At 52.9% G+C, this 22,236-nt stretch carries 21 protein-coding genes; 17 read left to right on the forward strand and 4 right to left on the reverse strand.

The genetic code is table 11. The features are described 5' to 3' along the window. Window positions 1–99: 99 nt before the first annotated feature. The 6 genes from JRJ22_RS00730 to JRJ22_RS00755 all read left to right on the forward strand — a co-directional run bounded on the left by JRJ22_RS00730 (window position 100) and on the right by JRJ22_RS00755 (window position 6,035). Entirely contained in the window at window positions 100–1,221 is a 1,122-nt protein-coding gene (locus JRJ22_RS00730; protein ID WP_206102708.1) for an ABC transporter ATP-binding protein, read from the forward strand. Window positions 1,222–1,439: 218 nt separating this feature from the next. Beyond that, complete coding sequence (gene hprK / locus JRJ22_RS00735; protein ID WP_206102709.1) at window positions 1,440–2,378, forward strand: HPr(Ser) kinase/phosphatase; 939 nt, start codon at window positions 1,440–1,442, stop codon at window positions 2,376–2,378. 12 nt (window positions 2,379–2,390) lie between these two features. Then, window positions 2,391–3,422, forward strand: coding sequence for a prolipoprotein diacylglyceryl transferase (gene lgt, locus JRJ22_RS00740; protein WP_206102710.1), 1,032 nt, complete (start codon window positions 2,391–2,393; stop codon window positions 3,420–3,422). Between the two features lie 8 nt (window positions 3,423–3,430). Next, entirely contained in the window at window positions 3,431–4,087 is a 657-nt protein-coding gene (gene ppaX, locus JRJ22_RS00745) for a pyrophosphatase PpaX (protein ID WP_206102711.1), read from the forward strand. After that, complete coding sequence (locus JRJ22_RS00750) at window positions 4,084–4,596, forward strand: acyltransferase (RefSeq protein WP_206102712.1); 513 nt, start codon at window positions 4,084–4,086, stop codon at window positions 4,594–4,596. Before ppaX ends, JRJ22_RS00750 begins: the two co-directional genes overlap by 4 nt. 287 nt (window positions 4,597–4,883) lie before the next feature. After that, on the forward strand, window positions 4,884–6,035 hold the full coding sequence (locus JRJ22_RS00755) for an acyltransferase (protein WP_206102713.1): 1,152 nt from the start codon (window positions 4,884–4,886) through the stop codon (window positions 6,033–6,035). An 85-nt stretch (window positions 6,036–6,120) separates the two neighbouring features. Here JRJ22_RS00755 and gntK read toward each other — a convergent pair whose 3' ends face one another. The 4 genes from gntK to gnd form a co-directional block, all read right to left on the reverse strand. Further along, on the reverse strand, window positions 6,121–7,668 hold the full coding sequence (gene gntK / locus JRJ22_RS00760; protein ID WP_206102714.1) for a gluconokinase: 1,548 nt from the start codon (window positions 7,666–7,668) through the stop codon (window positions 6,121–6,123). Window positions 7,669–7,690: 22 nt separating this feature from the next. Further along, window positions 7,691–9,052, reverse strand: a complete 1,362-nt coding sequence (locus tag JRJ22_RS00765) for a GntT/GntP/DsdX family permease (protein ID WP_206102715.1) — start codon at window positions 9,050–9,052, stop codon at window positions 7,691–7,693. A gap of 160 nt (window positions 9,053–9,212) precedes the next feature. Continuing rightward, a complete protein-coding gene (locus tag JRJ22_RS00770; RefSeq protein ID WP_206104924.1) occupies window positions 9,213–9,884 on the reverse strand; it encodes a GntR family transcriptional regulator in 672 nt (223 codons plus the stop codon). 130 nt (window positions 9,885–10,014) lie between these two features. Then, window positions 10,015–10,914 carry a phosphogluconate dehydrogenase (NAD(+)-dependent, decarboxylating) gene (gene gnd, locus JRJ22_RS00775; RefSeq protein WP_206102716.1) on the reverse strand — a complete coding sequence of 300 codons (900 nt, stop codon included), beginning with the start codon at window positions 10,912–10,914 and terminating at the stop codon, window positions 10,015–10,017. A 355-nt stretch (window positions 10,915–11,269) separates the two neighbouring features. Between gnd and JRJ22_RS00780 the strand changes: the two genes are divergently transcribed. The 11 genes from JRJ22_RS00780 (at window position 11,270) to JRJ22_RS00830 (ending at window position 22,130) form a co-directional block, all read left to right on the forward strand. Beyond that, on the forward strand, window positions 11,270–12,487 hold the full coding sequence (locus JRJ22_RS00780) for an ATP phosphoribosyltransferase regulatory subunit (RefSeq protein ID WP_206102717.1): 1,218 nt from the start codon (window positions 11,270–11,272) through the stop codon (window positions 12,485–12,487). 103 nt (window positions 12,488–12,590) lie between these two features. Next, window positions 12,591–13,235: an ATP phosphoribosyltransferase gene (hisG, locus tag JRJ22_RS00785; protein ID WP_206102718.1), complete on the forward strand. Its 645-nt coding sequence runs from the start codon at window positions 12,591–12,593 to the stop codon at window positions 13,233–13,235. 47 nt (window positions 13,236–13,282) lie between these two features. Further along, window positions 13,283–14,593, forward strand: a complete 1,311-nt coding sequence (gene hisD, locus JRJ22_RS00790; protein WP_206102719.1) for a histidinol dehydrogenase — start codon at window positions 13,283–13,285, stop codon at window positions 14,591–14,593. Further along, the gene (gene hisB / locus JRJ22_RS00795; protein ID WP_206102720.1) at window positions 14,583–15,194 is read left to right on the forward strand and encodes an imidazoleglycerol-phosphate dehydratase HisB; all 612 of its coding nucleotides are present in this window, start codon (window positions 14,583–14,585) and stop codon (window positions 15,192–15,194) included. Before hisD ends, hisB begins: the two co-directional genes overlap by 11 nt. Window position 15,195: 1 nt before the next feature. After that, window positions 15,196–15,819, forward strand: a complete 624-nt coding sequence (hisH, locus tag JRJ22_RS00800; RefSeq protein ID WP_206102721.1) for an imidazole glycerol phosphate synthase subunit HisH — start codon at window positions 15,196–15,198, stop codon at window positions 15,817–15,819. Between the two features lie 41 nt (window positions 15,820–15,860). Beyond that, window positions 15,861–16,598: a 1-(5-phosphoribosyl)-5-[(5-phosphoribosylamino)methylideneamino]imidazole-4-carboxamide isomerase gene (hisA, locus tag JRJ22_RS00805; RefSeq protein ID WP_206102722.1), complete on the forward strand. Its 738-nt coding sequence runs from the start codon at window positions 15,861–15,863 to the stop codon at window positions 16,596–16,598. A gap of 261 nt (window positions 16,599–16,859) precedes the next feature. Next, window positions 16,860–17,618 carry an imidazole glycerol phosphate synthase subunit HisF gene (hisF, locus tag JRJ22_RS00810; RefSeq protein ID WP_206102723.1) on the forward strand — a complete coding sequence of 253 codons (759 nt, stop codon included), beginning with the start codon at window positions 16,860–16,862 and terminating at the stop codon, window positions 17,616–17,618. After that, a complete protein-coding gene (hisIE, locus tag JRJ22_RS00815) occupies window positions 17,615–18,316 on the forward strand; it encodes a bifunctional phosphoribosyl-AMP cyclohydrolase/phosphoribosyl-ATP diphosphatase HisIE (protein WP_206102724.1) in 702 nt (233 codons plus the stop codon). The genes hisF and hisIE overlap by 4 nt, the downstream gene beginning before the upstream one ends. A gap of 17 nt (window positions 18,317–18,333) precedes the next feature. Continuing rightward, window positions 18,334–19,167, forward strand: a complete 834-nt coding sequence (gene hisJ, locus JRJ22_RS00820) for a histidinol-phosphatase HisJ (protein WP_206102725.1) — start codon at window positions 18,334–18,336, stop codon at window positions 19,165–19,167. A gap of 16 nt (window positions 19,168–19,183) precedes the next feature. Next, window positions 19,184–20,134 (forward strand): ribose-phosphate diphosphokinase, encoded by a 951-nt coding sequence (locus JRJ22_RS00825; RefSeq protein WP_206102726.1) that lies wholly within the window; start codon window positions 19,184–19,186, stop codon window positions 20,132–20,134. A gap of 247 nt (window positions 20,135–20,381) precedes the next feature. Continuing rightward, window positions 20,382–22,130 carry a tetratricopeptide repeat protein gene (locus JRJ22_RS00830; RefSeq protein WP_206102727.1) on the forward strand — a complete coding sequence of 583 codons (1,749 nt, stop codon included), beginning with the start codon at window positions 20,382–20,384 and terminating at the stop codon, window positions 22,128–22,130. The last annotated feature ends 106 nt before the right edge of the window (window positions 22,131–22,236 follow it).

The following is a 22,236-nucleotide window of genomic DNA, read 5'->3' on the forward strand; positions in this document are numbered from 1 at the left end:
AACGTTACAAATAGCCAGCACGGCACGTCTGGGGTAAGATAAATGTACAAGAAAGCGATTTATTTTTTATTCTAATAATAAACTCGAGGGGGAAATACAATGGCAGGCGTACGTTTAGAGCATATTTTCAAAAAATACCCGGGTTCAGATAAAGCAACAGTAATGGATATCAATCTTGATATTAAAGATAAGGAATTCCTCGTATTGGTTGGACCTTCCGGTTGCGGTAAATCCACAACACTGCGTATGATCGCAGGCCTGGAAGAAATCTCCGAAGGTAAAATGTACATTGGCGATCGTGTAGTCAATGACGTTGCTCCTAAAGACCGCGATATCGCGATGGTATTCCAATCCTACGCCCTGTACCCGCACATGAGCGTGTACCAAAACATGGCATTCGGTTTGAAACTGCGTAAAGTAAAGAAAGAAGAAATCGACAAGAAAGTGCGCGAAGCAGCGAAAATCCTCGATATCGAGCACTTGCTGGAACGTAAACCTAAGGCTCTGTCCGGTGGTCAACGTCAACGTGTCGCTCTGGGCCGTGCGATCGTCCGCGATCCGCAAGTCTTCCTGATGGATGAGCCTCTTTCCAACTTGGATGCTAAACTTCGTGGTCAAATGCGCGCAGAAATCACTAAACTGGTTAAACGTCTTGAAACCACTTGTATCTATGTAACACATGACCAGACAGAAGCTATGACAATGGGTGACCGTATCGTAGTTATGTACGACGGTATCATTCAACAGGCTGCTTCTCCTGAAGAGCTGTACAATGAGCCTACTAACCTGTTCGTAGCCGGATTCATCGGGTCCCCTACAATGAACTTTATCAATGGTACACTGAGTGAAGTTAACGGTTCTGTACGCTTCCGCGCTGAAAACCTTGATGTTGAGGTTCCAGGCGGCAAAGCAACAATCCTGCGCAGCAAAGGTTACATCGGTAAGGAAGTTATCATGGGACTTCGTCCGGAAGATATCCATGAAGAGCCAGTATTCCTGGAAGCTTCCCCGAACACAATCTTTACTTCCCTGGTAGACGTTACAGAAAACCTTGGTCACGAAATGCTCCTCTACTTGAGCGGAGTTGGCACAGGAACTGTAATTGCCCGTGTAGACGGACGTTCCACTACCCGTGAAGGCAGCAAGCCAAAACTCGCTATCGACATGAACAAAATTCACCTCTTTGATAAAGAGTCTGAACTGAACATTTTGCTGGGATAAGATATACAGCTTTCCCGTTTAGAGAAGCCGCCTGAAAGGGCGGCTTTTTTGTTTGCTTCTATCTTCCCGGTACTACGGACTAACAGGTATTAAGATTGCATTCATAGACGTTATCCATTAAGATAGCAGGAGAATTACCTACGGATGGGATAGGGAAGAGTTGCTTACCAGACGCGGGAAGGCGGACTAAACCGCAGGTGACGAAAGGAAGAGCATACATGGCTAAGAAGGTAAAAGTATCTGAATTGGTACAGCAATTTCAATTAGAAGTGGTTTCCGGGCATGAAGGGCTAAAAAGACCGATTACAGTGGATGACCTGAACCGTCCCGGGCTGGAAATGGCCGGTTATTTCGAATATTATCCCGAAGAACGTGTGCAGCTGCTTGGTAAGACGGAGTTGGCGTTCTTTTCTATGCTTCCTGAAGAAGAGCGTAAAAGCCGGATCCGCGGGATCTGTAATGATAATACGCCGTGTATTGTGATTACAAGAGCCTTGGATGTGCCGCAGGAGCTGATTGATATCAGCAACGAGAAGGGACTCCCTGTACTGCGCAGCTCGATGGCTACAACCATTTTTTCCAGTAGATTAACCAGCTTCCTGGAAGGCAGACTCGCTCCTACCGCGACGATTCATGGAGTGCTCTGCGATGTATACGGTGTGGGGATGCTGATTACAGGCAGCAGCGGGATTGGTAAGAGTGAAACAGCCCTTGAGCTGGTTAAGCGCGGACACCGCCTGATTGCCGATGATGCAGTGGAGATTCGCCAAACCTCCGACAATCAGCTCCATGGTACAGCACCGGAATTGATCCGCCATCTGCTGGAAATCCGCGGGGTGGGGATTATTAATGTAATGACTCTCTTTGGTGCTGGGGCTATCCGTAACCATAAGCGTATTACGCTTGTCATACGGCTCGAAGCATGGCAGCAGGACAAACAATACGACCGGCTCGGTCTTGATGAAGAAACTACGCGGATTATCGATACAGATGTTCCTCTTGTAACGATTCCCGTACGTCCGGGACGAAACCTTGCTGTTATTATTGAAGTTGCAGCAATGAACTACCGCCTGAAGCAAATGGGCTATAACGCAGCTCTACAGTTTACTAATAAACTTACAGCTACCATCTCTGAAGACATGGATGATCTGGACTAGGAGTGTGAGACTATGTTTTTTTCTTTGGCGATTAATCCCATTGTATTCTCCATTGGATCGCTGCCAGTGCACTGGTATGGGCTTATCCTAGGTGTCGGGGCACTTGCAGGATTATTTCTCGCTATACAGGAAGGTAAACGATTTAATATTCCACAGGAATTCTTTATGGATCTCCTGCTGCTTGGAGTGCCCTCTGCTATCATTGGCGCCCGGATTTATTTTGTAGCCTTTAAGTGGGATGAATATAAGGATAACTTTATTGATGTCTTTAAAATTTGGAATGGCGGGATCGCCATTTATGGCGCATTAATTGGCGCGATTATTTGCGGGATTATCTACTTCCGTTATAAAGGATACCCGTTCTGGCGTATCGTGGATATTTGTGCACCTGGCCTGCTCGCAGGACAAATGATCGGCCGCTGGGGTAACTTTATTAATCAGGAGGCCTACGGTGGTGTTGTGGAGGAGTCGTTCCTGCGCGACAAGCTGCACTTGCCCGACTTTATTGTCAATCAAATGTACATAGGGGATGCCTTTCATCATCCGACATTCCTGTATGAGTCACTCTGGAGCCTGCTTGGCATTCTGCTGCTTATGGTGCTGCGCCGCCAGAAATTTGTGCGTGCGGGTGAAATCTTCCTGTCTTATTTCATCTGGTATTCCATCGGTCGTTTCTTCATTGAAGCGTTGCGTACGGACAGTCTGGGCTTCAACGGTAGCAGTGGTGTAGCATCACTCATAAACGGTCTGTGGAGTCCGATGAAGTGGATGGGCTTTGAGCAGGGTTATCTTGATCCCGCCTATGGCAATATCCGGATTTCCCAGCTTCTGGCGCTGCTCATTATCCTTGTAGCGATTGCTCTGATTGTCGTACGCAGGGTGACTGGCCAGTCCAGTGCATATTACTCCGATCCTATTGTCAGCACTAAAGCTGCTGCCGCCGACTCGGTTGTGCCGGATCATGCTGTTAATACTCCGCAGAATACTCCACAGGTGGTACAGCCTGAAGAGGAGAAGACGGAGAATGGAGAACCAAAGGAGTAATTATTGAAATGATTGAATGTGTTCTTTTTGATTTGGATGGAACAATTGTAAATACGAACGAGCTGATCATAGGCTCGTTCATGCATGCCTTGAAGGAGAATAATCTGCCTCCGTTGACCCGGGAGCAGATTATTCCTCATATGGGCACAACACTCGAGCAGCAGCTGAGAGAGTTCTCAGGTATTCTAGAGGATGTCAGCGTCCTTGAGCGGTCTTACCGTGCATATAATAATGCGCATCATGATGAAATGGTTGATTCTTTTCCGCGTGTGAATGAAACGATGGATGAGCTGTCGCGGCGCGGGATTAAGCTGGGGATCGTCACTACAAAGATTCGGCCAACAACGCTTAAGACGCTGGAGAGGTTTGATCTGCTGAAGTATATGGAGACCATTGTCACTGTGACCGATGTTGTTCATCCGAAGCCTCATGCGGAGCCTGTGCTAACCGCTATCCGCAACTTGAATGTTGATCCGCGCAAAACCCTTATGGTTGGAGACAGCGTGGTTGATATTCAATCCGCCAAAGCAGCCGGTGTACGTGTGGCGGCAGTCTCCTGGTCGCTTAAAGGGGAAGAAACGCTGCGCAAATATGATCCCGAATTCATCATTCATGACATGACCGATTTATTGACTATTGTGGAGCAAGGGACGAATGAATCGTGAGAAAAGTAACCCGTTATCCGGTGGAGGGCCATAACTCGCTCTGGTACATTTATCGTACGGTAAGTCCCTGGAAGGGCGTGCGCAATTTTATTTTTATCCAGATTGCCCGCTATTGTCCGATCCTGTCACTCAAGAACTGGATTTACCGCCGGCTGCTCGGCATGAAGGTGGGCAAGCATACGGCGTTTGGGCTGATGGCGATGGTCGATGTTTTTTTTCCGGAATTGATAACGGTCGGTGAAAATTCTGTGATCGGCTACAATACAACTATTCTCGCCCATGAATACCTCATTAAAGAATACCGTCTCGGTGAGGTCATTATCGGTGAAAATGTGTTGATCGGGGCCAATACGACAATTCTTCCCGGTGTAACCATAGGAGACTGGGCAGTTGTGGCCGCAGGCTCAGTAGTGCATAAGGATGTGGCAGCCGGCTCGTTCGTTGGCGGAAATCCGCTTAGGGAATTACGTCCGGCTACCCCGGAAGATGCGCTGCAAGCAGATGAATGAGCCAGCAATTGTAACACCCTGCAGTTTCAGGTTGCGTGTATCGGCGCAGAAGCTGCGGGGTCTTTTAGCGTAAAGGGGTATAGAGCTGGAGTGTGCTTAGGTACTCTAAAAAAATTAAGCAAGCTTTAAGTGCCGCCGGAACCAAAGAAACGTTATACTTGTATTTAGAGGATGAATAATCAGCCGGGTGCAGGCTTTCTGATAGGTTCAAGTTATACAGATTAATACAGGAATATTAATAAAGTTATTGGCACTCTAGGATATGGAGCTTAACAGGAGGAACATTCATGGGAAATAAAGAAAGAATTCCACAGCTGGATATTTTTCGGGCGATTGCTATTTTTGCGGTACTGGCCATTCATGCTACTTCACGCACCCTGGCAGAGACACTGGACACATCCATGTTTCATCCGTTTCTGTTCATTAACAAATTCAGCCAGTTTGCGGTTCCGTCTTTTGTATTCTTAAGCGGGTTTGTACTGTTCTATAACTACATTGACCGCCCGTTGAGCGGGAAAACGCTGGGCAAGTTTTATAGCCGAAGGATGATCTATATTATTGTGCCTTATGTGGTATTTTCGTTCATGTACTTTGCACTGAAAATGACATTTGGCCATACCTGGGACATGCCGCTGGGTGATATGACGGCCAAGATGTGGAAGTATCTCTGGACCGGTACGGCGTATACCCATCTTTACTATATCATTATCATCATCCAGTTCTATCTGCTGTTCCCGCTCCTGCTGTGGTGCCTGCAAAAGGTCCGCCGGCTTGCCGCCTGGGCGCCGGTCATTGGGCTTGCACTGCAGTGGGGATTCGTTCTGCTGAACAAGTATATGACGAACCACGGGTACTGGCAGCTGTCTAAAGGCAGCCTGGCGATCACCTATTTCTCTTATTTCCTGCTGGGAGCGGCAATTGCTGTCTATTATGGGTCTCTCAAAAGGTGGCTCATCCCGTCCCGCGAGGGCTGGAGATCGGGTAAAGGTGGAGTCTGGATCCTGCTATGGCTGTTATGGGCGGCTGCAGGAATTATTCATGTAGAGCTGTGGTTTAACAATTATACGAAGAAAACGGTCATTAACAGCCTCTGGTATGAGGGATTCTCCAATCTTCATGCCTTGCTCTCCTGTGTGGTACTCCTGCAGCTGTCCTTTCTGCTGTATGGAGCCGGACGCAGTCTGCTGACGCGGATGCTGATCTCGATAGGCGCCTGCTCGTTCGGCATTTATCTGCTGCATCCAGCCCTGCTGTTCATATACAGAAAGCTGCCGTTTCACGGCGGCTCGCTGGCCTATACGGCAGCCATTGCCGGAGGCTGGCTGGTTGCACTAGTGGGATCGTGGCTGGTCGTGGCACTGGTCTTCCGTTATGTGAAGCCGGCCTGGGTGCTGTTCGGGTCTGCCCCGCAGAAGCCAAAAAGCAAAGCGATGGTGTAATAAGTTGAATATAAAAAGCGCCGAGAGCCTGCAAATGCGGGTTCGTCGGCGCTTTTTATATATGGGTTCAGGATAGACCTGCAGCCTATTCTCCGGCTTGCCCGCGCTGGAATTCTGCAATGGCTTCATACTGGCTCTCCAGACTGCGGAAAACGGAGATGAAAATGGGCAGCAGCTGCTTATAGACCTTGGCGTGTGCTTCAATCGGCTGATGCCGGTGGGTGGAGCCAATCATCTCAAAAACGATATCGAAGGAGCTGGCCCGTCCGGTTGCGTATAGACCAAGCACGACTGCTCCGAGGCAGGAGCTCTCGATGCTCTCCGGGATGATAACCTCCTGATCAAAAATATCTGCCATCATCTGCCGCCACAGGGACGAGCGGGCAAAACCGCCGGTGGCCAGTATTTTGCCCGGACGCCCGATCCGCTCTTCCATGGCCAGCAGCACGGTGTACATATTGAAGATAACACCCTCCAGCACAGAGCGGATCATATGCTCCTTCCGGTGGGTCATGCTCAGTCCAAAGAAGGAGCCGCGGGCATCCGGATTCCACAGCGGAGCACGCTCACCGGTCAGATACGGATGGAACAGCAGGCCGTTGCTCCCCGGAGGTACCTGTTCGGCAATACGCGTCAGGACTTCATAGGGGTCAATCCCGAGGCGCTTCGCGGTCTCCACCTCCGAGGCGGCGAATTCATCGCGCACCCAGCGGAACAGCATACCCCCATTGTTCACCGGTCCGCCGATGACCCAGTGCTTCTCGGTCAGGGCGTAGCAGAAGATCCGGCCCTTCGGGTCGGTCAGCGGGCGGTCGACCACGGTGCGGATTGCACCGCTTGTGCCGATGGTGGCCGCCACGACACCCGGCTGGATGGCGCCTACGCCGAGATTGGAGAGCACACCGTCGCTGGCTCCCACAACGAAGGGCGTTGAGGCCAGCAGTCCAAGCTGCTCTGCAAAGCCCGGCAGCAGCCCCTGGACAACCTCAGTAGTGGGGACAGGCCTGGATAGGTGTTCTGCCGTAATCCCGGCAATACGCAGGGCTTCATCATCCCAGGCCAGCTTCTCCAAGTTGAACATGCCTGTGGAAGAGGCGATCGAATGGTCAATGATATATTCACCAAACAGCCGGGCGAAGACGTATTCCTTGATGGAAATAAATTTATAGGTCTGCCGGAACAGGTCCGGCTGCTCCTCGCCCAGCCACATCAGCTTGGTGATAGGTGACATCGGATGAATCGGTGTTCCCGTGCGCAGGTACAGTTCATGTCCGCCCAGCTCATTTTTGAGGCGGGCAGCTGAGGCACTGCTCCGGTTGTCGGCCCATGTGATACAGGCGGTGAGGGGCTTGCCTGCAGCATCAACAGCAATTACGCTGTGCATGGCTGAACTGAACGAGAGAAACAGCAGATCAGCCGGCTGGATGCCGCTTGTATGCATCACCGTTGCTATCGTATGGATAACAGCGTTCAGAATCTGTTCCGGGTCTTGCTCAGCGACTGAAGGCGAAGGCTGATGCAGGGGATATCCTACATTTGCCTGAGTGACGATGCTTCCATTCTCTTTGAAGAGAACGGCCTTGGTGCTTGTAGTTCCAATATCAACGCCGATCATATAGGATGTTCTCAACATGCAGCCCTTCTTTCAGTTGTAATTAGACAAAGACACTTAATAGCATAATGAAAGCCAGGCCTACTACGGATAGAATAGTCTCCATTACGGTCCAGGTCTTCAGTGTCTGCACTACCGACATTCCGAAGAATTCCTTGATCATCCAGAACCCGGCATCATTGACGTGTGAAAGTACCAGTGAACCGGCGCCTGTAGCCAGCACTACGAGCTCGATATTTACGCCAGTGCTTACGGCCAGTACCGGTGCAACAATGCCTGCAGCCGTTGTCATGGCTACTGTAGCGGAACCTGTAGCCACGCGGATCAGTGCAGCTACCAGCCAGGCAAAGAATATAATATTCACATGGGATTGAGTAGCAACAGCAGCGATCGCACCGCCGACTCCACTGTCGATCAGCACCTGCTTAAAGGCACCGCCGCCTCCGATGATGAGGATGATGGACGCTGTCGGCGCTAGGCACTCGCTGGTAAACCGTGAGATATTCTCTTTCTTAAAGCCGCGGGCAAACCCCAGCGAAAAGAAGGAAAAGACCGCTGCGATGAGCAGGGCGATAACCTCATGACCAATAAATTTGGCGAAGGGTGTAAAGGCATGAACGCCGGACGGATCCAGAATATCCGCAACTGAACCCATCAGCATAAGAATAACAGGCAGCAGGATCGTCAGCAGCGTGATGGCGAAGCCTGGCAGTTCCCGGACACTTTTGGCCGCGAATTGTTCAGCCAGCTCCGTGGGAGGGGTTACCTGGATGCGTTTTCCTATAAATTTACCGAACAGCGGTCCTGCAATAATCGCTGTAGGCAAACCAACAAGGATAGAATATAAAATCGTTTTACCCAAATTTGCATCGTAGGCACCAATGGCGATCATGGGTGCCGGATGCGGCGGAACGAGCCCGTGGACAGTCGACAGACCGGCAAGAATCGGAATTCCGATCTGCAGGAGCGGCATCTTGGTTTTGCGGGCAACCATGAACACCACAGGGATAAGCAGGATGACGCCGACTTCAAAAAATACGGGAATCCCGACAACGAATCCTACCAGCATCATCGCCCAGTGAACGTTCTTCTCCCCGAAACGATCCACCAGCGTGTTAGCGATACGTTCAGCACCGCCGGATTCGGCCATCATTTTTCCCAGCATCGTCCCGAGACCGATTACAATGGCAATTGTTCCAAGAGTGCCGCCTAAACCGCCCGTGACCGATTTAATCAGTGTCTGATATTCCATTCCTGCAAGCAGGCCCAGGACCAGCGCAGAGAGAAGCAGCGTGACAAAAGGATTCCATTTGTATCTGGCGATAAGCATAACCAGAAAAACAATGACAAGCAATGTCCAAAAGAGCAACGTTGCGTTGTGGCTGAGTCCAAGCAAATTTTGCATAGTAAACGATGCCTCCATTATAGGTGGATTCTTGGGAAATAGTTATTGCCTATAACATAACCTGCTAAAGTGTTTTCCATAAACGAAAATCCAGTATACTTGTCGACAAGTTGTGGCGGAAAAAAGAGCATCGTCCAGCCCCCTTGTAGCATCAGCCTGCTTAGGGCAGGCTGCGGATCAGCGTTTCTCCCGAGTCGGCAAAATAGGCCTGAACGACCTTACGGATGGTCTCCGCATTTCCGGAACGCAGAGCTTCCACTACCGTCCGGTGTTTATCAGCTACCCAGTTCATCCGTTCTTCCCCGTTGTCGAAGCCTTTTTCGGTGGTAATTAGGATGACGGTCATGACGATATGACGAATACTCTTCCACAAATGCAGTATCCGGGTGTGTTTGGCTTCAGTGACAATAGCTTCGTGGAAAGAAAAATCCTGGTACGCAAACTCGACAAAATCATTGTGTTTGACGGCCAGCTTCATCTTGTCGATGATTTGTTCGAGCTGTTGGATGAGCGCTTCGTGATTCCCTTCAGCCAGTCTCTGCTGGGCAAAGCTTTCGATAAGATACCGTACATCATACAGTTCCTCAACATCCTTCAGATTCAGGCCGACAACAACAGCACCCATCCGTTCAAGACGGATTAACCCTTCAATGGATAACGATTTAAGCGCTTCCCGGACAGGGGAGCGGCTGGTACCGAAGTCTGCTGCGATCCGGTTCTCGGAGAGCACTTCTCCGGGCTTGATTTTCTCATCTATAATTTGCAGCCGAAGTTCACAGGCGATCGCTTCTCCGAGAGAAGCACCTTGCAGCCAGGCGGAGGGGTATTGCATCATAAACGACTCCTCTATGCAGGATTGAATAGTACGCTAGTTGTGGTACTTTAACGATTTTAGCATACAATTCCCGCAGGGTCATCGCTTTAAAATGATGCGCTGGGGCCGGGACTATGCGCAGTACTGCTTAGCTCTCCTGCACAACGGCATGGCCCCCAAACTCATTGCGGAGCGCGGCAACAACTTTGCCGTGAAAAGTGTCCTCCTCAAGAGACCGGTAACGCATCAGCAGGGACAGGGCAATAACCGGGGTGCTGGCCTGCAGGTCAAGTGCAGTCTGTACAGTCCATTTGCCTTCCCCCGAGCTCTGCATCACCCCGCGGATTCCAGCCAGCTGCGGGTCTTTGGCAAAAGCATTTTGCGCAAGCTCCATGAGCCAGCCGCGGATCACAGAGCCGTTAGACCACAGGCGGGCAACATCCTCAAAGTTGAAGTCAAAACTGCTTTTCTCAAGCAGCTCGAAACCTTCGGCGATGGACTGCATCATGCCGTATTCGATGCCGTTATGAATCATCTTCAGGAAATGCCCGCTCCCGGATTCTCCGGCATACAGATACCCCCGATCCACTGCCAGATCGCGGAATAAAGGCTCAACGGCAGTGAAGACCTCCTGATTCCCGCCAACCATGAAGCAGGCTCCATACTCAGCCCCGCTGGTTCCGCCGGAAGTACCGGTATCGAAGAAGTGAATGCCGCGTTCCTTCAATTTCTCTGCACGCTCCACAGAGTCTTTGTAATGGGAGTTGCCGCCTTCAATGATAATATCTCCCGCCTCCAGCAGACCGGAGAGCTTATCGATTACGTTATCAACAACGGCGCCGGCGGGCACCATAATCCAGATGATCCGGGGATGCTCCAGCTTCATAACCAGTTCTTCAATAGAAGAGGCAGGCTGTGCACCAAGCCCGGCTAATTGTTCGCCCCTCTGCGGATTGATATCGCTTACAACTACCTCATGTCCATGGCCCAGCAGGTTAACAACCAGGTTGAAGCCCATCTTGCCAAGTCCGATCATTCCTAATTTCATAGCTTCTACACTCCTCAATCAGAATTTGGATGGCGCTAGTTGTATACTTGTATACAACTTTCCTTGTATCTTACTTCGGTTCTTGTTCATTTGTAAAGAGTAAATTTGTAAGCGATTTTATTTTAATGAAGGTCTGGTGTACCATAATGGTGTAGAGCAGGGAACTTTATTACCAATGTAGAATGTTCATCTTATATGGCAATAAATGCTATGCTGTTGTAGGGGGATTATTGACGTAAAAGGACCGTCCGTGATACGATATTGCCACTGCTTTACTTTACTACCACTTTACCATAATAAAGTGTAATTATAATATAGTCTGTTCTTATGCTATCTGACGAGGTGACTAATGAAGATGTCCAAGCCGAAGGGATTTGAAAAGCCGGCCGGTGTGCGCGACTATCTCCCGCGCGCAGTGACGAAGCTGCGCAAGATTGAGAATGATGTGCTGCACTGTATGAGCCGCTGGGGATATAAGCAGGTGATTACCCCTACCCTGGAATATTACGATACGGTTGGTGTGGCCAGCTCCACATCCGACCAAAAACTTTATAAACTGCTCAACAACCGGGGTCAGGCCTTGGTGCTGCGTTCTGAAATGACTGCTCCGGTGGCCCGGGTCGTATCCTCTTTATTGAAGGATGAGCCGCTGCCGCTGCGCCTGTCTTACCATGCCAATGTCTTCCGGGCGATTGAGGAGGAAGCGGGACGGGAAGCAGAATTCTTCCAGACCGGAGTGGAGCTTGTCGGCGACGACTCTCCCGAGGCCGATGCCGAGGTCGTAGCGCTGGCTATCTCCTCGCTGCAGGCTGCCGGGGTGAAGTCTTTCAAGATCGCCATGGGCCATGTGGGCTTCCTCGACGGATTGTTCCAGGAAGCGGTCCCCGGTCTGCCGGAGGTTCAGGAGGAATTGAAGAACCATCTGCTGGGCCGGGATTATGTTGCCTTCCGTGATACACTGCGGCAGCTTGAGCTACCGGAAGCACAGAAGAGTGAACTGTACGGGCTGCTTCGCCTGCGCGGCGGCAAGGAAATCTGCGGACAGGCTCTGGAGCTTAGCAGCCATCCGCTGGCCCGCACCTCCATTGAGCATCTGTGCAAGGTATGGGAGGTGCTGGTATCCTACGGGGTATCCCAGCATGTGCTGATTGACCTGACGATGGTCGGAGACTTTTCCTATTATACCGGCATGACTTTTGAGGGCTATGCCTCCGAACTCGGTTTTCCGGTATGCAGCGGAGGCCGGTACGACAATCTCCTGCAGCAATTCGGGCGGCCGACGCCTTCAACCGGCTTCTCTCTCAAGACCAACCGGATTCTGGACGGAGTGTCCGGAATGCCGAAAGAGGAGGAGCTGCCGGTCCTGATTCAATACGATGCGCTGCGGCGCACCGAAGGGCTGGAGGAAGCGGCACGGCTGCGGTCGGAAGGCCAGATTGTCGTAACGAGACTGGCGGCGGGGCCGGAAGACCTTAAGACCGTGAAGCGGCTGGACCCCGAGACCGTGGAGGCAGATGGTGAAGAGTACGGAGAAATTTATACATTCGTGTCTTTTGTCAGCGAGCATGGCTGAGAATGGGCTACGAATGATTGATAATAAAGTGTGTAATAGATGGAAGCTGCGGAGAAGATGAGTTCATCTCTGCAGGGCGGATATGAAACGGAGGTTAACTACAATGGCGCAAATACTCAAGGTAGCCATGCCGAAAGGCCGAATTTACAACAAAGCGGCAGATCTGTTCCGCCAGGCGGGATTACCGATTCCTGCGGATGGGGAGGAATCGCGAAAGCTGGTGATTTCACTGCCGGAAGCGGGCATGGAATTTATTCTGGCTAAGCCGGTGGATGTGCCTACTTATGTGGAGTACGGCGTAGCGGACATCGGGATTGTCGGCAAGGATGTGCTGCTGGAAGAGGACCGCGATGTGTATGAGCTGCTTGATCTGGGCATCGCGCGCTGCCGGATGTCTATTATCGGCCTGCCCAACTGGCAGCCGGGCATTCAGCAGCGGGTGGCTACTAAATATCCGAATGTCGCCTCACGGTATTTCCGCGAGCAGGGCCAGCAGGTGGAGGTCGTGAAGCTGAACGGCTCGATCGAGCTTGCACCGCTGATCGGCCTGGCTGACCGCATTGTGGACATGGTGGAGACCGGGCAGACCTTGAAGGATAACGGTCTGGTGGAGATGGAGAGCATCTTCGAGATCACTAGCCGGCTGGTGGCCAACCGGGTCAGCTATCGGATGAAGAATGCAGAAATCCAGCAGCTGTGCGACCGTCTGCAGGCGGTTATCGGCGAGCCGGGTTTGCAGTTGAGATAAATAGGGACAGCCATAAGCAGCTGAGGTTGTAAAAGGGGGAAGCAGCGGTGAAGGTACAATCGAGCAAGGATTTCAAGCTGCAGCGGGAAGTGGAATACGGAACGCCGGAGCAGAATGAAACGGTAAAACAAATCGTAGCTGATATCAAAACAGAAGGCGACGCTGCGCTGCTACGTTATACGGAGCGGTTTGACCGTACGACGCTTACAGCGTCGGAACTGCGGGTGACCGAAGAAGAACTCCAGGCTGCCTACAGCCGGGTGGAGGATTCGTTCGTCACTGCGATCCGCGCTGCCGCAGCCAATATCCGGGCATTTCATGCCCGTCAGAAGCGCAGCTCCTGGATGGATCTGCAGCCGGACGGCACGATCCTCGGACAGATCATCCGCCCGCTTAAGCGGGTGGGCGTCTATGTTCCTGGCGGCACGGCAGCCTATCCGTCCTCCGTGCTGATGAACGTTATCCCGGCGCAGATTGCCGGCGTACCGGAGATCGTGATGGTCACCCCGCCGGCTACCGGCGGGAAGGTGGGCATCGATCCTTACATCCTTGTCGCCGCCGCGGAGGCAGGCGTGAGCGAGATTTACCGGGTGGGCGGCGCTCAGGCGGTTGCCGCACTCGCCTTCGGCACGGAATCCATCGCGCCGGTCGATAAGATCTGCGGGCCGGGCAACATCTACGTGGCCCTGGCCAAACGCGAAGTCTATGGCGCTGTCGATATCGACAGCATCGCCGGACCGAGCGAGATCGTCGTCCTCGCCGACGATACCGCCGAGCCGGCCTACATCGCGGCCGACCTGCTCTCCCAGGCCGAGCATGATATCATGGCCTCGGCCATCCTGGTGACGCCATCGCAGAGCCTGGCGGATACCGTGGCTGCCGAAGTAGAACGGCAGCTGCGGGAACTGCCGCGCGAGGCGGTAGCACGCGCGTCCGTCGAGAACCATGGCGCGATTATCGTCGTGGAATCGCTGCAGGAGGGCATCGCCGTAGTCAACCGGCTGGCGCCGGAGCACCTGGAGATTGTGGCGGAGGATCCGATGGGACTGCTTGGCAGCATAGAGAATGCCGGAGCCATCTTCCTCGGCCCCTACAGCTCGGAGCCGGTCGGCGATTATTTTGCCGGACCGAATCATATCATACCGACCAACGGCACGGCACGTTTCTCGTCACCGGTCGATGTGGATGATTTTATTAAGAAATCAAGCCTGATCTATTACAGTAAGGAAGCGCTCCTGCGCGACGGGGAGACAATTATGGAGCTGGCCAGACGGGAGGGCCTTGAGGGCCATGCCCGAGCGATTCAAATCAGACTGGAGAACGAAGCGAAGGGTGGAGCAGAAGAAGATGGAGAATAACAACAACGAGCTGGCGGAGCGCAAAGCCGGTCTTAGCCGCAAAACCAATGAAACGGATATTACCCTCTCTCTCGGCGTAGATGGAAGCGGCATTTCCGAGCTGGAGACGGATGTGCCCTTTCTGAACCATATGCTGGATTTGTTCGCAAAGCACGGCCAATTCGACCTTTCGGTACAGGCGCGGGGCGATATAGATATTGATGATCACCACACCGTAGAAGATATCGGAATCTGTCTGGGGCAGGCGCTGCGTGAAGCGCTGGGTGACAAAAAGGGCATTAAGCGTTACGCAAGTGTGTTCATTCCGATGGATGAAGCGTTGGCTCAGGTGGTTATCGATATCAGTAACCGGCCGCATTTTGAATACCGGGCGGAGTATTCGTCACAGCAGGTGGGCAGCTTCTCCACGGAGCTGGTGCATGAGTTTCTGTGGAAGTTCGCGCTGGAGGCGCGGATTACGCTGCATGTCATTGTGCACTACGGCTCCAATACCCATCATATGATTGAAGCGGTATTCAAGGCGCTCGGTCGGGCGCTGGATGAAGCGACATTGATTGATCCGCGTGTAAAGGGTGTGCCTTCTACGAAGGGAGTGCTGTAGCATGACCGTTGCAATCGTCGATTACGGCATGGGTAACCTGCACAGTGTCAGTAAAGCGGTGGAGCGGCTCGGTTATAAGAGCCTGGTGACGGGCAATCCGGAGGAGATTTTTGCAGCTGACAGTGTCATTCTGCCCGGAGTCGGCGCGTTTGGTGATGCAATGGATCAGCTGTGCAGCAGCGGTCTTGATGTTATAGTCAAGGAGGCCGCTGCCGGCGGCCAGCCCTTGCTGGGTATCTGCCTCGGGATGCAGCTGCTGTTCAGCAGCAGTGAGGAGCACGGCGAGCACACCGGACTGGACATTCTGCCCGGCTCTGTCGTGCGGTTTGCCCCCCGGGATGGCTACAAGGTGCCGCATATGGGCTGGAACAAGCTGAGCTTCCTGCAGCCGCAGAGTCCGCTGTTAACCAATCTTACAGAGGGACATGTTTATTTCGTCCACTCTTATCATGTGCAGATGGGGCAAACAAGCGATTTGCTCGCTGTTACAGATTACGGGCATCCGGTAACGGCGGTGGTCGGACGGGATAATGTCTTCGGAATGCAGTTTCATCCGGAGAAGAGCGGAGAATTGGGCATGAAACTGCTGGGCAATTTTTTGGAGCTGAAGCGAGAGCGGGCGTAAGCCCGCTATAAATATATTGTAGGGAAAGCGGGGAACATCAGATGTCTTCATTTATCGTTTATCCGGCGATTGATATCCGGGATGGAAAATGTGTAAGACTGCAGCAGGGCGATTACGCCCAGGAGACCATATATAACGACAGCCCGGTGCAGGTGGCAAAATCGTGGGAAGAGCAGGGCGGCCAGTTCATCCATCTCGTTGATTTGGACGGAGCGAAGGCCGGACATCCGGTTAATGATGCCATCATCGGCGCCATCGCCCGTAATGCGGGTGTTCCCGTGCAGGTCGGTGGCGGACTGCGTACGCTGGCTGATGTGGAGAAGCTGCTGGGCCTTGGCGTCAGCCGGGTGATTATCGGGACAGCGGCTATTAATGACCATGCCTTTACGGAGGCTGTGCTGGCCAAATACGGCGATAAAGTGGCCATTGGCATTGATGCTAGGGGCGGCTATGTGGCCACGCACGGCTGGCTGAATACCTCTGAAGTTCGGGCAGAAGATTTAGCGAAAGAGCTCGCGGCCAAGGGTGCTGAGACGTTCATCTATACAGATATCTCCCGCGACGGCATGATGCAGGGTCCGAACATAGAGGGTATTCTCTCGATGGCCGCTGCGAGCGGACGGACGGTTATCGCCTCCGGCGGTGTTACCAGCCTGGATGATCTGCTGCGGCTTAATGTACATAGCGGCAGCGGTATTGGCGGAGCGATTGTCGGCAAGGCGCTGTATACCGGCAATATAAAGCTTCCCGAAGCGCTGTCGGCGCTGGGGCAGAAATAGGGGTTTTCAGTTTCAATAAGTATATCTTGGAAAAGGTTCCTTCAGGAGCGCCGCCGTAAAGCGTGTTCCCGCAGGGAACGAAAGCGCTCATTGCTCCATCAGACCGGTCCATGCGCCGATTTCTGCTCTCACGCCAATTCCGGGTGTCCAGAGGGCCGGGGCCCTTGGGGTCCCCCTTGGCTAAGGGGGATTTAGGGGGATCGAAAAGCTTTTTTTCATGAAAAGGTTTTAAAATTGAAAAGTCTCTGGAGGTGTTGCTAGATGTTAGCCAAACGCATCATTCCCTGTCTTGATGTGAAGGACGGACGGGTAGTCAAGGGCGTGAATTTCGTTAATCTGCGTGATGCCGGGGACCCGGTGGAGCTGGCGGCGCTGTATGACCGCGAAGGTGCCGATGAACTGGTGTTTCTGGATATCTCCGCTTCGGTGGAAGGGCGGGCTACGATGGTAGAGGTGGTGCGGCAGACTGCGGGGGAGATCGCGATTCCCTTTACCGTTGGCGGCGGAATATCGACCGTGGATGATATGAAGCGGATTCTGCGCGCCGGTGCGGATAAAATCGGCATCAACACAGCCGCAGTGAATAATCCGCAGCTTATTCTGGAAGGCGCGCGCCGCTTTGGCTCCCAGTGTATTGTGGTGGCAATGGATGCCAAATATAATGAGGCGTGGGGCGAATGGGAAGTGTACACGCACGGAGGGCGCAAGCCTACCGGAATCCGGGCGCTGGCATGGGCAAAAGAAGCCGAAACCATGGGTGCCGGAGAGATCCTGCTGACCAGTATGGATGCTGACGGGACTAAGGACGGCTTCGACTTAAAGCTGACATCTGCTGTAAGTGATCTGGTAAGCATTCCTGTAATCGCTTCGGGCGGCGCCGGGAATATTGACCATTTTTACGATGTATTTATCGAGGGCAAAGCCGATGCCGGACTGGCGGCCACGATTTTTCATTATAAAGAGATTGCCATTCATGATCTGAAGGCAGATTTGAAGTCTAAAGGGGTAGAGATCCGATGAGCCAAGAACAAGAAGACATTATTGAAGGTATCCGCTGGAATGAATCGGGACTGCTGCCTGCTGTGGTACAGGATGCGCGCAGCCTGGAGGTGCTGATGGTTGCCTATATGAATCCGGAGTCGCTGCGGCTCTCGCTGGAGAGCGGCCAGACCTGGTTCTGGAGCCGTTCGCGCAGCGAGCTGTGGCATAAAGGCGGAACTTCCGGCAATACCCAGTCTATTACTTCCATCCATTATGATTGCGATAGTGATACCCTGCTTGTGAAGGTGCTGCCGGAGGGCCCGGCCTGCCATACAGGGGAGAATACTTGCTTTTACCGCGAGATTCCGCTTAGCCATCCGGCAGTTGCGGCGCAAAAGGCGGAACCAGCAAGGACCGCAGCCGAACTGGCTGACGAAAGACGATTCGCTGTATTGGGCGAGCTGGAGCGGGTCATTGCTGAGCGGGAAATCGAGCGTCCGGAGGGTGCCTATACAACCTATCTGTTTGATAAAGGTGTAGACAAGATTCTGAAGAAGGTGGGCGAAGAAGCGTCTGAAACGATTATCGCCGCCAAAAATAAAGACAATGCAGAGCTGCGCCTGGAGGTCAGTGACCTAATCTATCACCTGCTCGTGCTGCTTCAGGAGCGCAAGCTCCCGCTGGATGAGATAATGGATGAGCTGAGTGCCCGCCACGAACGGCCGCGCCGCGACTAGAAGGGAGTCGTTACAGCATGCATATCGATTATCATACCCATCATGAGCGCTGCGGGCATGCCGTTGGGAAGCTGGAGGAGTATGTGCAGCGCGGTATCGAGCTTGGGCTTCAGCAGCTGGGCTTGTCTGATCATCTGCCGCTGATTCATGTCGATCCGGAGAATTACTATCCGGAGATGGCTATGCCGCTCGCCGAGTTGCCGCGCTATGTGGAAGAATGCCTGACACTGAAAGAACGCTACCGCGGGGTCATTGAGCTGCGGGTTGGGCTGGAGGCGGATTATATTGAGGGCTATGAGGAGCAGATCCGTGACCTTTTGTCGCCTTATCCGTGGGATTATTTGATCGGTTCGGTGCATTTTCTCGGGGAATGGGATATCACGGATCACCGGCAGACCCATGGCTGGGAAGGCAAGGATGTAATGGAGGTATACCGCCGTTATTATGATGCTGTAAGGAAGTCGGCGTTATCGGGATTATATGATATTATAGGACATATGGATGTGATAAAACGGTTCGGGTTCGGTCCGCAGACCCAGGAGGACAAAGCTGAAGCGAGAGAGCTGGAGCGAAGTGCCCTGGAAGCGATAGCCGCCAGCGGAATCGCCATGGAGCTTAATGCTTCCGGGCTGTCCAAGCCATGCGCTGAAATGTTTCCGGCGGAGCATGTGCTGCAGCAGGCACATACTCTAGCTATACCGCTTACACTAGGCTCCGATGCCCATGACCCGGCTAAGCTGGGAGACGGGCTGCAGGAAGCTCGCGACCTGCTGTGGCGCACAGGCTTCCGTGAGCTGGCGGTGTTTGAAAGCCGGCGCCGGACATCCGTTCCGTTTGAGCTAAAATTATGATCCCCAGGAGGGTACTATGCATCATCATCAATTGCGTATTTTTTCCGGTTCGTCGAATCCGAAGCTGGCCGCAGACATTGCGGAGCGTCTTGGTGCACCCCTCGGCCAAATTAAGCTGACCCGTTTCAAGAGCGGCGAGATTTATGTGCATTATGAAGAGAGCATCCGGAACTGCGACGTATTTTTGGTGCAATCCCTCGCTCATCCTATTAATGAGCTGTTCGTTGAGCTGCTCGTTATGATTGATGCGGCCAAACGCGCCTCAGCCAGAACGGTGAATATTATTGTCCCTTATTACGGCTATGCCCGGCAGGAACGCAAATCCGCACCACGCGAGCCGATCTCGGCCAAAATGGTTGCCGATGTGCTGACCACTGCAGGCGCTACCCGTGTGATTACAATTGACCTTCATGCGGCGGCGATCCAGGGCTTCTTCAATATTCCGGTGGATCATCTGACCGCACTCGATCTGATCAGCGGCTATCTGAAGATGAAGGGCATCTCCAATCCTGTGGTCGTATCACCTGACGCGGGACGCGCCTCCATGGCCGAGAAGCTCGCCAGCCGGCTGGACTCGCCGTTTGCCATTATGATCAAGAAGCGTCCGGCGCACAATGAATCGGTCATCACCCATGTGATTGGCGATGTCGAGGGACGGACACCGGTTATTATCGAGGATCTGATCGACACCGGTACGACAATTGTGAATGTGGTGGAAGGCCTGAAGGAACGTGGAGCCAAGAACAGCATCGTCTGTGCAACACATGGTCTATTCTCCGGTGATGCACTGGCCCGCATGGACCACGAGAATATCGATGAAGTGGTCGTCACGGATTCGATTGCACTGCCGGACGATCATTCCACCCGGTACAAGGTGCTATCGGTAGCACCGATGCTGGCTGAAGCCACACGGATTATTATTGAAGGCGGTTCAATCGATAAATTATTCAGAGACGCGGGGATTTAATTCCCGTGTTTTTTGCTGAAATGAGGCAGAGAAGCGGCCGTGCTGACCGCTTCATCTTTTTTCCTGCCGGGCAGCTTCCCTTAGCTTGAGAATCCCCCTGCCACATGTGGTATACTGTGTGAAGGCAGCTACGGCCAGAAATGGAAACGATAGAATGCTTAAGGTGGGAGCTCGGGGTGCCGCTTAGGCGCTGCTCTCCTATTTTTGTGAGGATAAGGAAGCTTATAAAGGGAGGTGCCTTGCTTCCATGATTGAGAGAACTTCAGATGACACGGAGCCCTGCAATGTAATTCCGGTTACTCTGGATGCCAATTTTTTCTTTGAAAGAGCCGTACGGTCGCTGGACCGCTTTCAATATGATAAGGCATTAAAGAATTTTCGCAAAGCCGTCGAATATGAGCCGGACAATCCGGTGAATCACTGCAACATGGCGGGTATATTATCTGAGATGGGCAATTATCAAGCGTCCAATGATATTTTGACCCATGTGCTGGAAAAGATTGATCCCGCAATGACGGAATGCCACTTCTATATGGCTAACAATTATGCCAATATGGAGAGCTTTGAAGAAGCAGAACGCTCGCTGGTCACGTATCTGCAAGAAGATGCAGCCGGTGAGTATCTGGCAGAGTCTGAGGAACTGATGGAGCTGCTGCAATATGAGCTTGACCGTCCTGCGCCGCTGATCCGCATCCGCAGCCGGGAAGGGGTCGTGGAGCATGACCGTGCCCGGAGCCTGCTGGAGGAAGGAAAGTTTCCGCAGGCAGTCAAGCTGCTGGAAGAGATCGTGAAGAACACGCCGGACTTTCTTGCAGCGCACAACAATCTGGCGTTGGCCTATTTCTACATGGGCCGGTTCGTCAAAGCCAAGGAGTGTCTGGGCGAGGTGCTGAAGCAGGACCCGGGCAATTTGCACGCTCTTTGCAATATGGCGATTTTCCTGCAGTATGCAGGTGATCAGGAGGAGCTTGCCGCCCTGCTGCGGATGCTGGAAGCAACGGTGCCTTTTCATCAGGAGCATGTCTTCAAAATGGCTACAACGATGGGCATCCTGGGCAGACACAAAACAGCCTACGGCCACTTCCGCCGTCTGCTGAAGGATGAAGAGGTGGGCGGAGATGCCAGCCTCTATCATTACTGTGCCGCTGCCGCAAGCAACAGCGGGCTCTACGGTGAGGCGCTGCGCTGCTGGAGGCAGGCCGCGAAGCTCGATCCGGAATCAGCGGTGCCGGGATTCTTCCTGTCACAGCTGCAGCAGGCACTGGCTGAAGACCGGACGATGTCGCCGGTCAGCTATAACTACCAGCTGCCTTTTCAGGAGCAGCTTAAACAATGGAAAGACAATACCAGCAGCTTCACAGCAGAAGTCCGGAGTAATCCGCTGCTGCGCGCGTCGTTCTTCTGGGCGCTTCGCTACGGTGACTCCGGTACCAAGCTGCAGGTCACAGAGGCGCTCCGCTGGATTGAGGATGAGGAGATGTCCGAAGTGCTGCGGGAACTGCTGGAGCAGGAGCCGCTTCAGGAGGATAAGCTGCAGGAGGCAGCGCTGCTTAGCCTGCAGCGGCTGATCGGCAGCGGTCCGGAGGAGAACGTGGCTCTTAAGGAAGAGCCGGTGGCCGCACCGGCTCCGTCTCATAAGGGTCTGCCGGAGTGGAAAGAGGACTGGCAGCGGATTGTGGATCATACGCTGGCCGTGATGGACCGGAGATACGATGCCCTTCAGAAAAAGGATGCGGAGAATCTCTGGAAGCAGTTCATCGGCAGTCTGTATCCCGATGTGCCCCGCTTCAGCCATACAGAAGGCTGGTGTGCTGCTTTGGAATACTTAACAGCCAAGCTGCACAGCCGTCCGGTGACTTACCGTGAGGTGGCCCAGCGCTATGATGTCTCTGCCTCGATGGTCAGCAGGTATGCACGGCGGATCGACAGCGCGTGCGGCACCTTGAATCTGATTGCGGAGCCGGGAGACTTGTCCCCTTCCACAGAGAAGATATAAGGGCATGAACCGATGCCCTCAAGTAAGTAATATAAGCAACCAGGAATAAATGATGCACGATTCTGCATCCTTATATTGTTCACCGGAAACGCGGATAAGGCTGCTT

The sequence above is a fragment of the Paenibacillus tianjinensis genome, assembly GCF_017086365.1.
Taxonomy (GTDB): Bacteria; Bacillota; Bacilli; order Paenibacillales; family Paenibacillaceae; genus Paenibacillus_AQ; species Paenibacillus_AQ tianjinensis.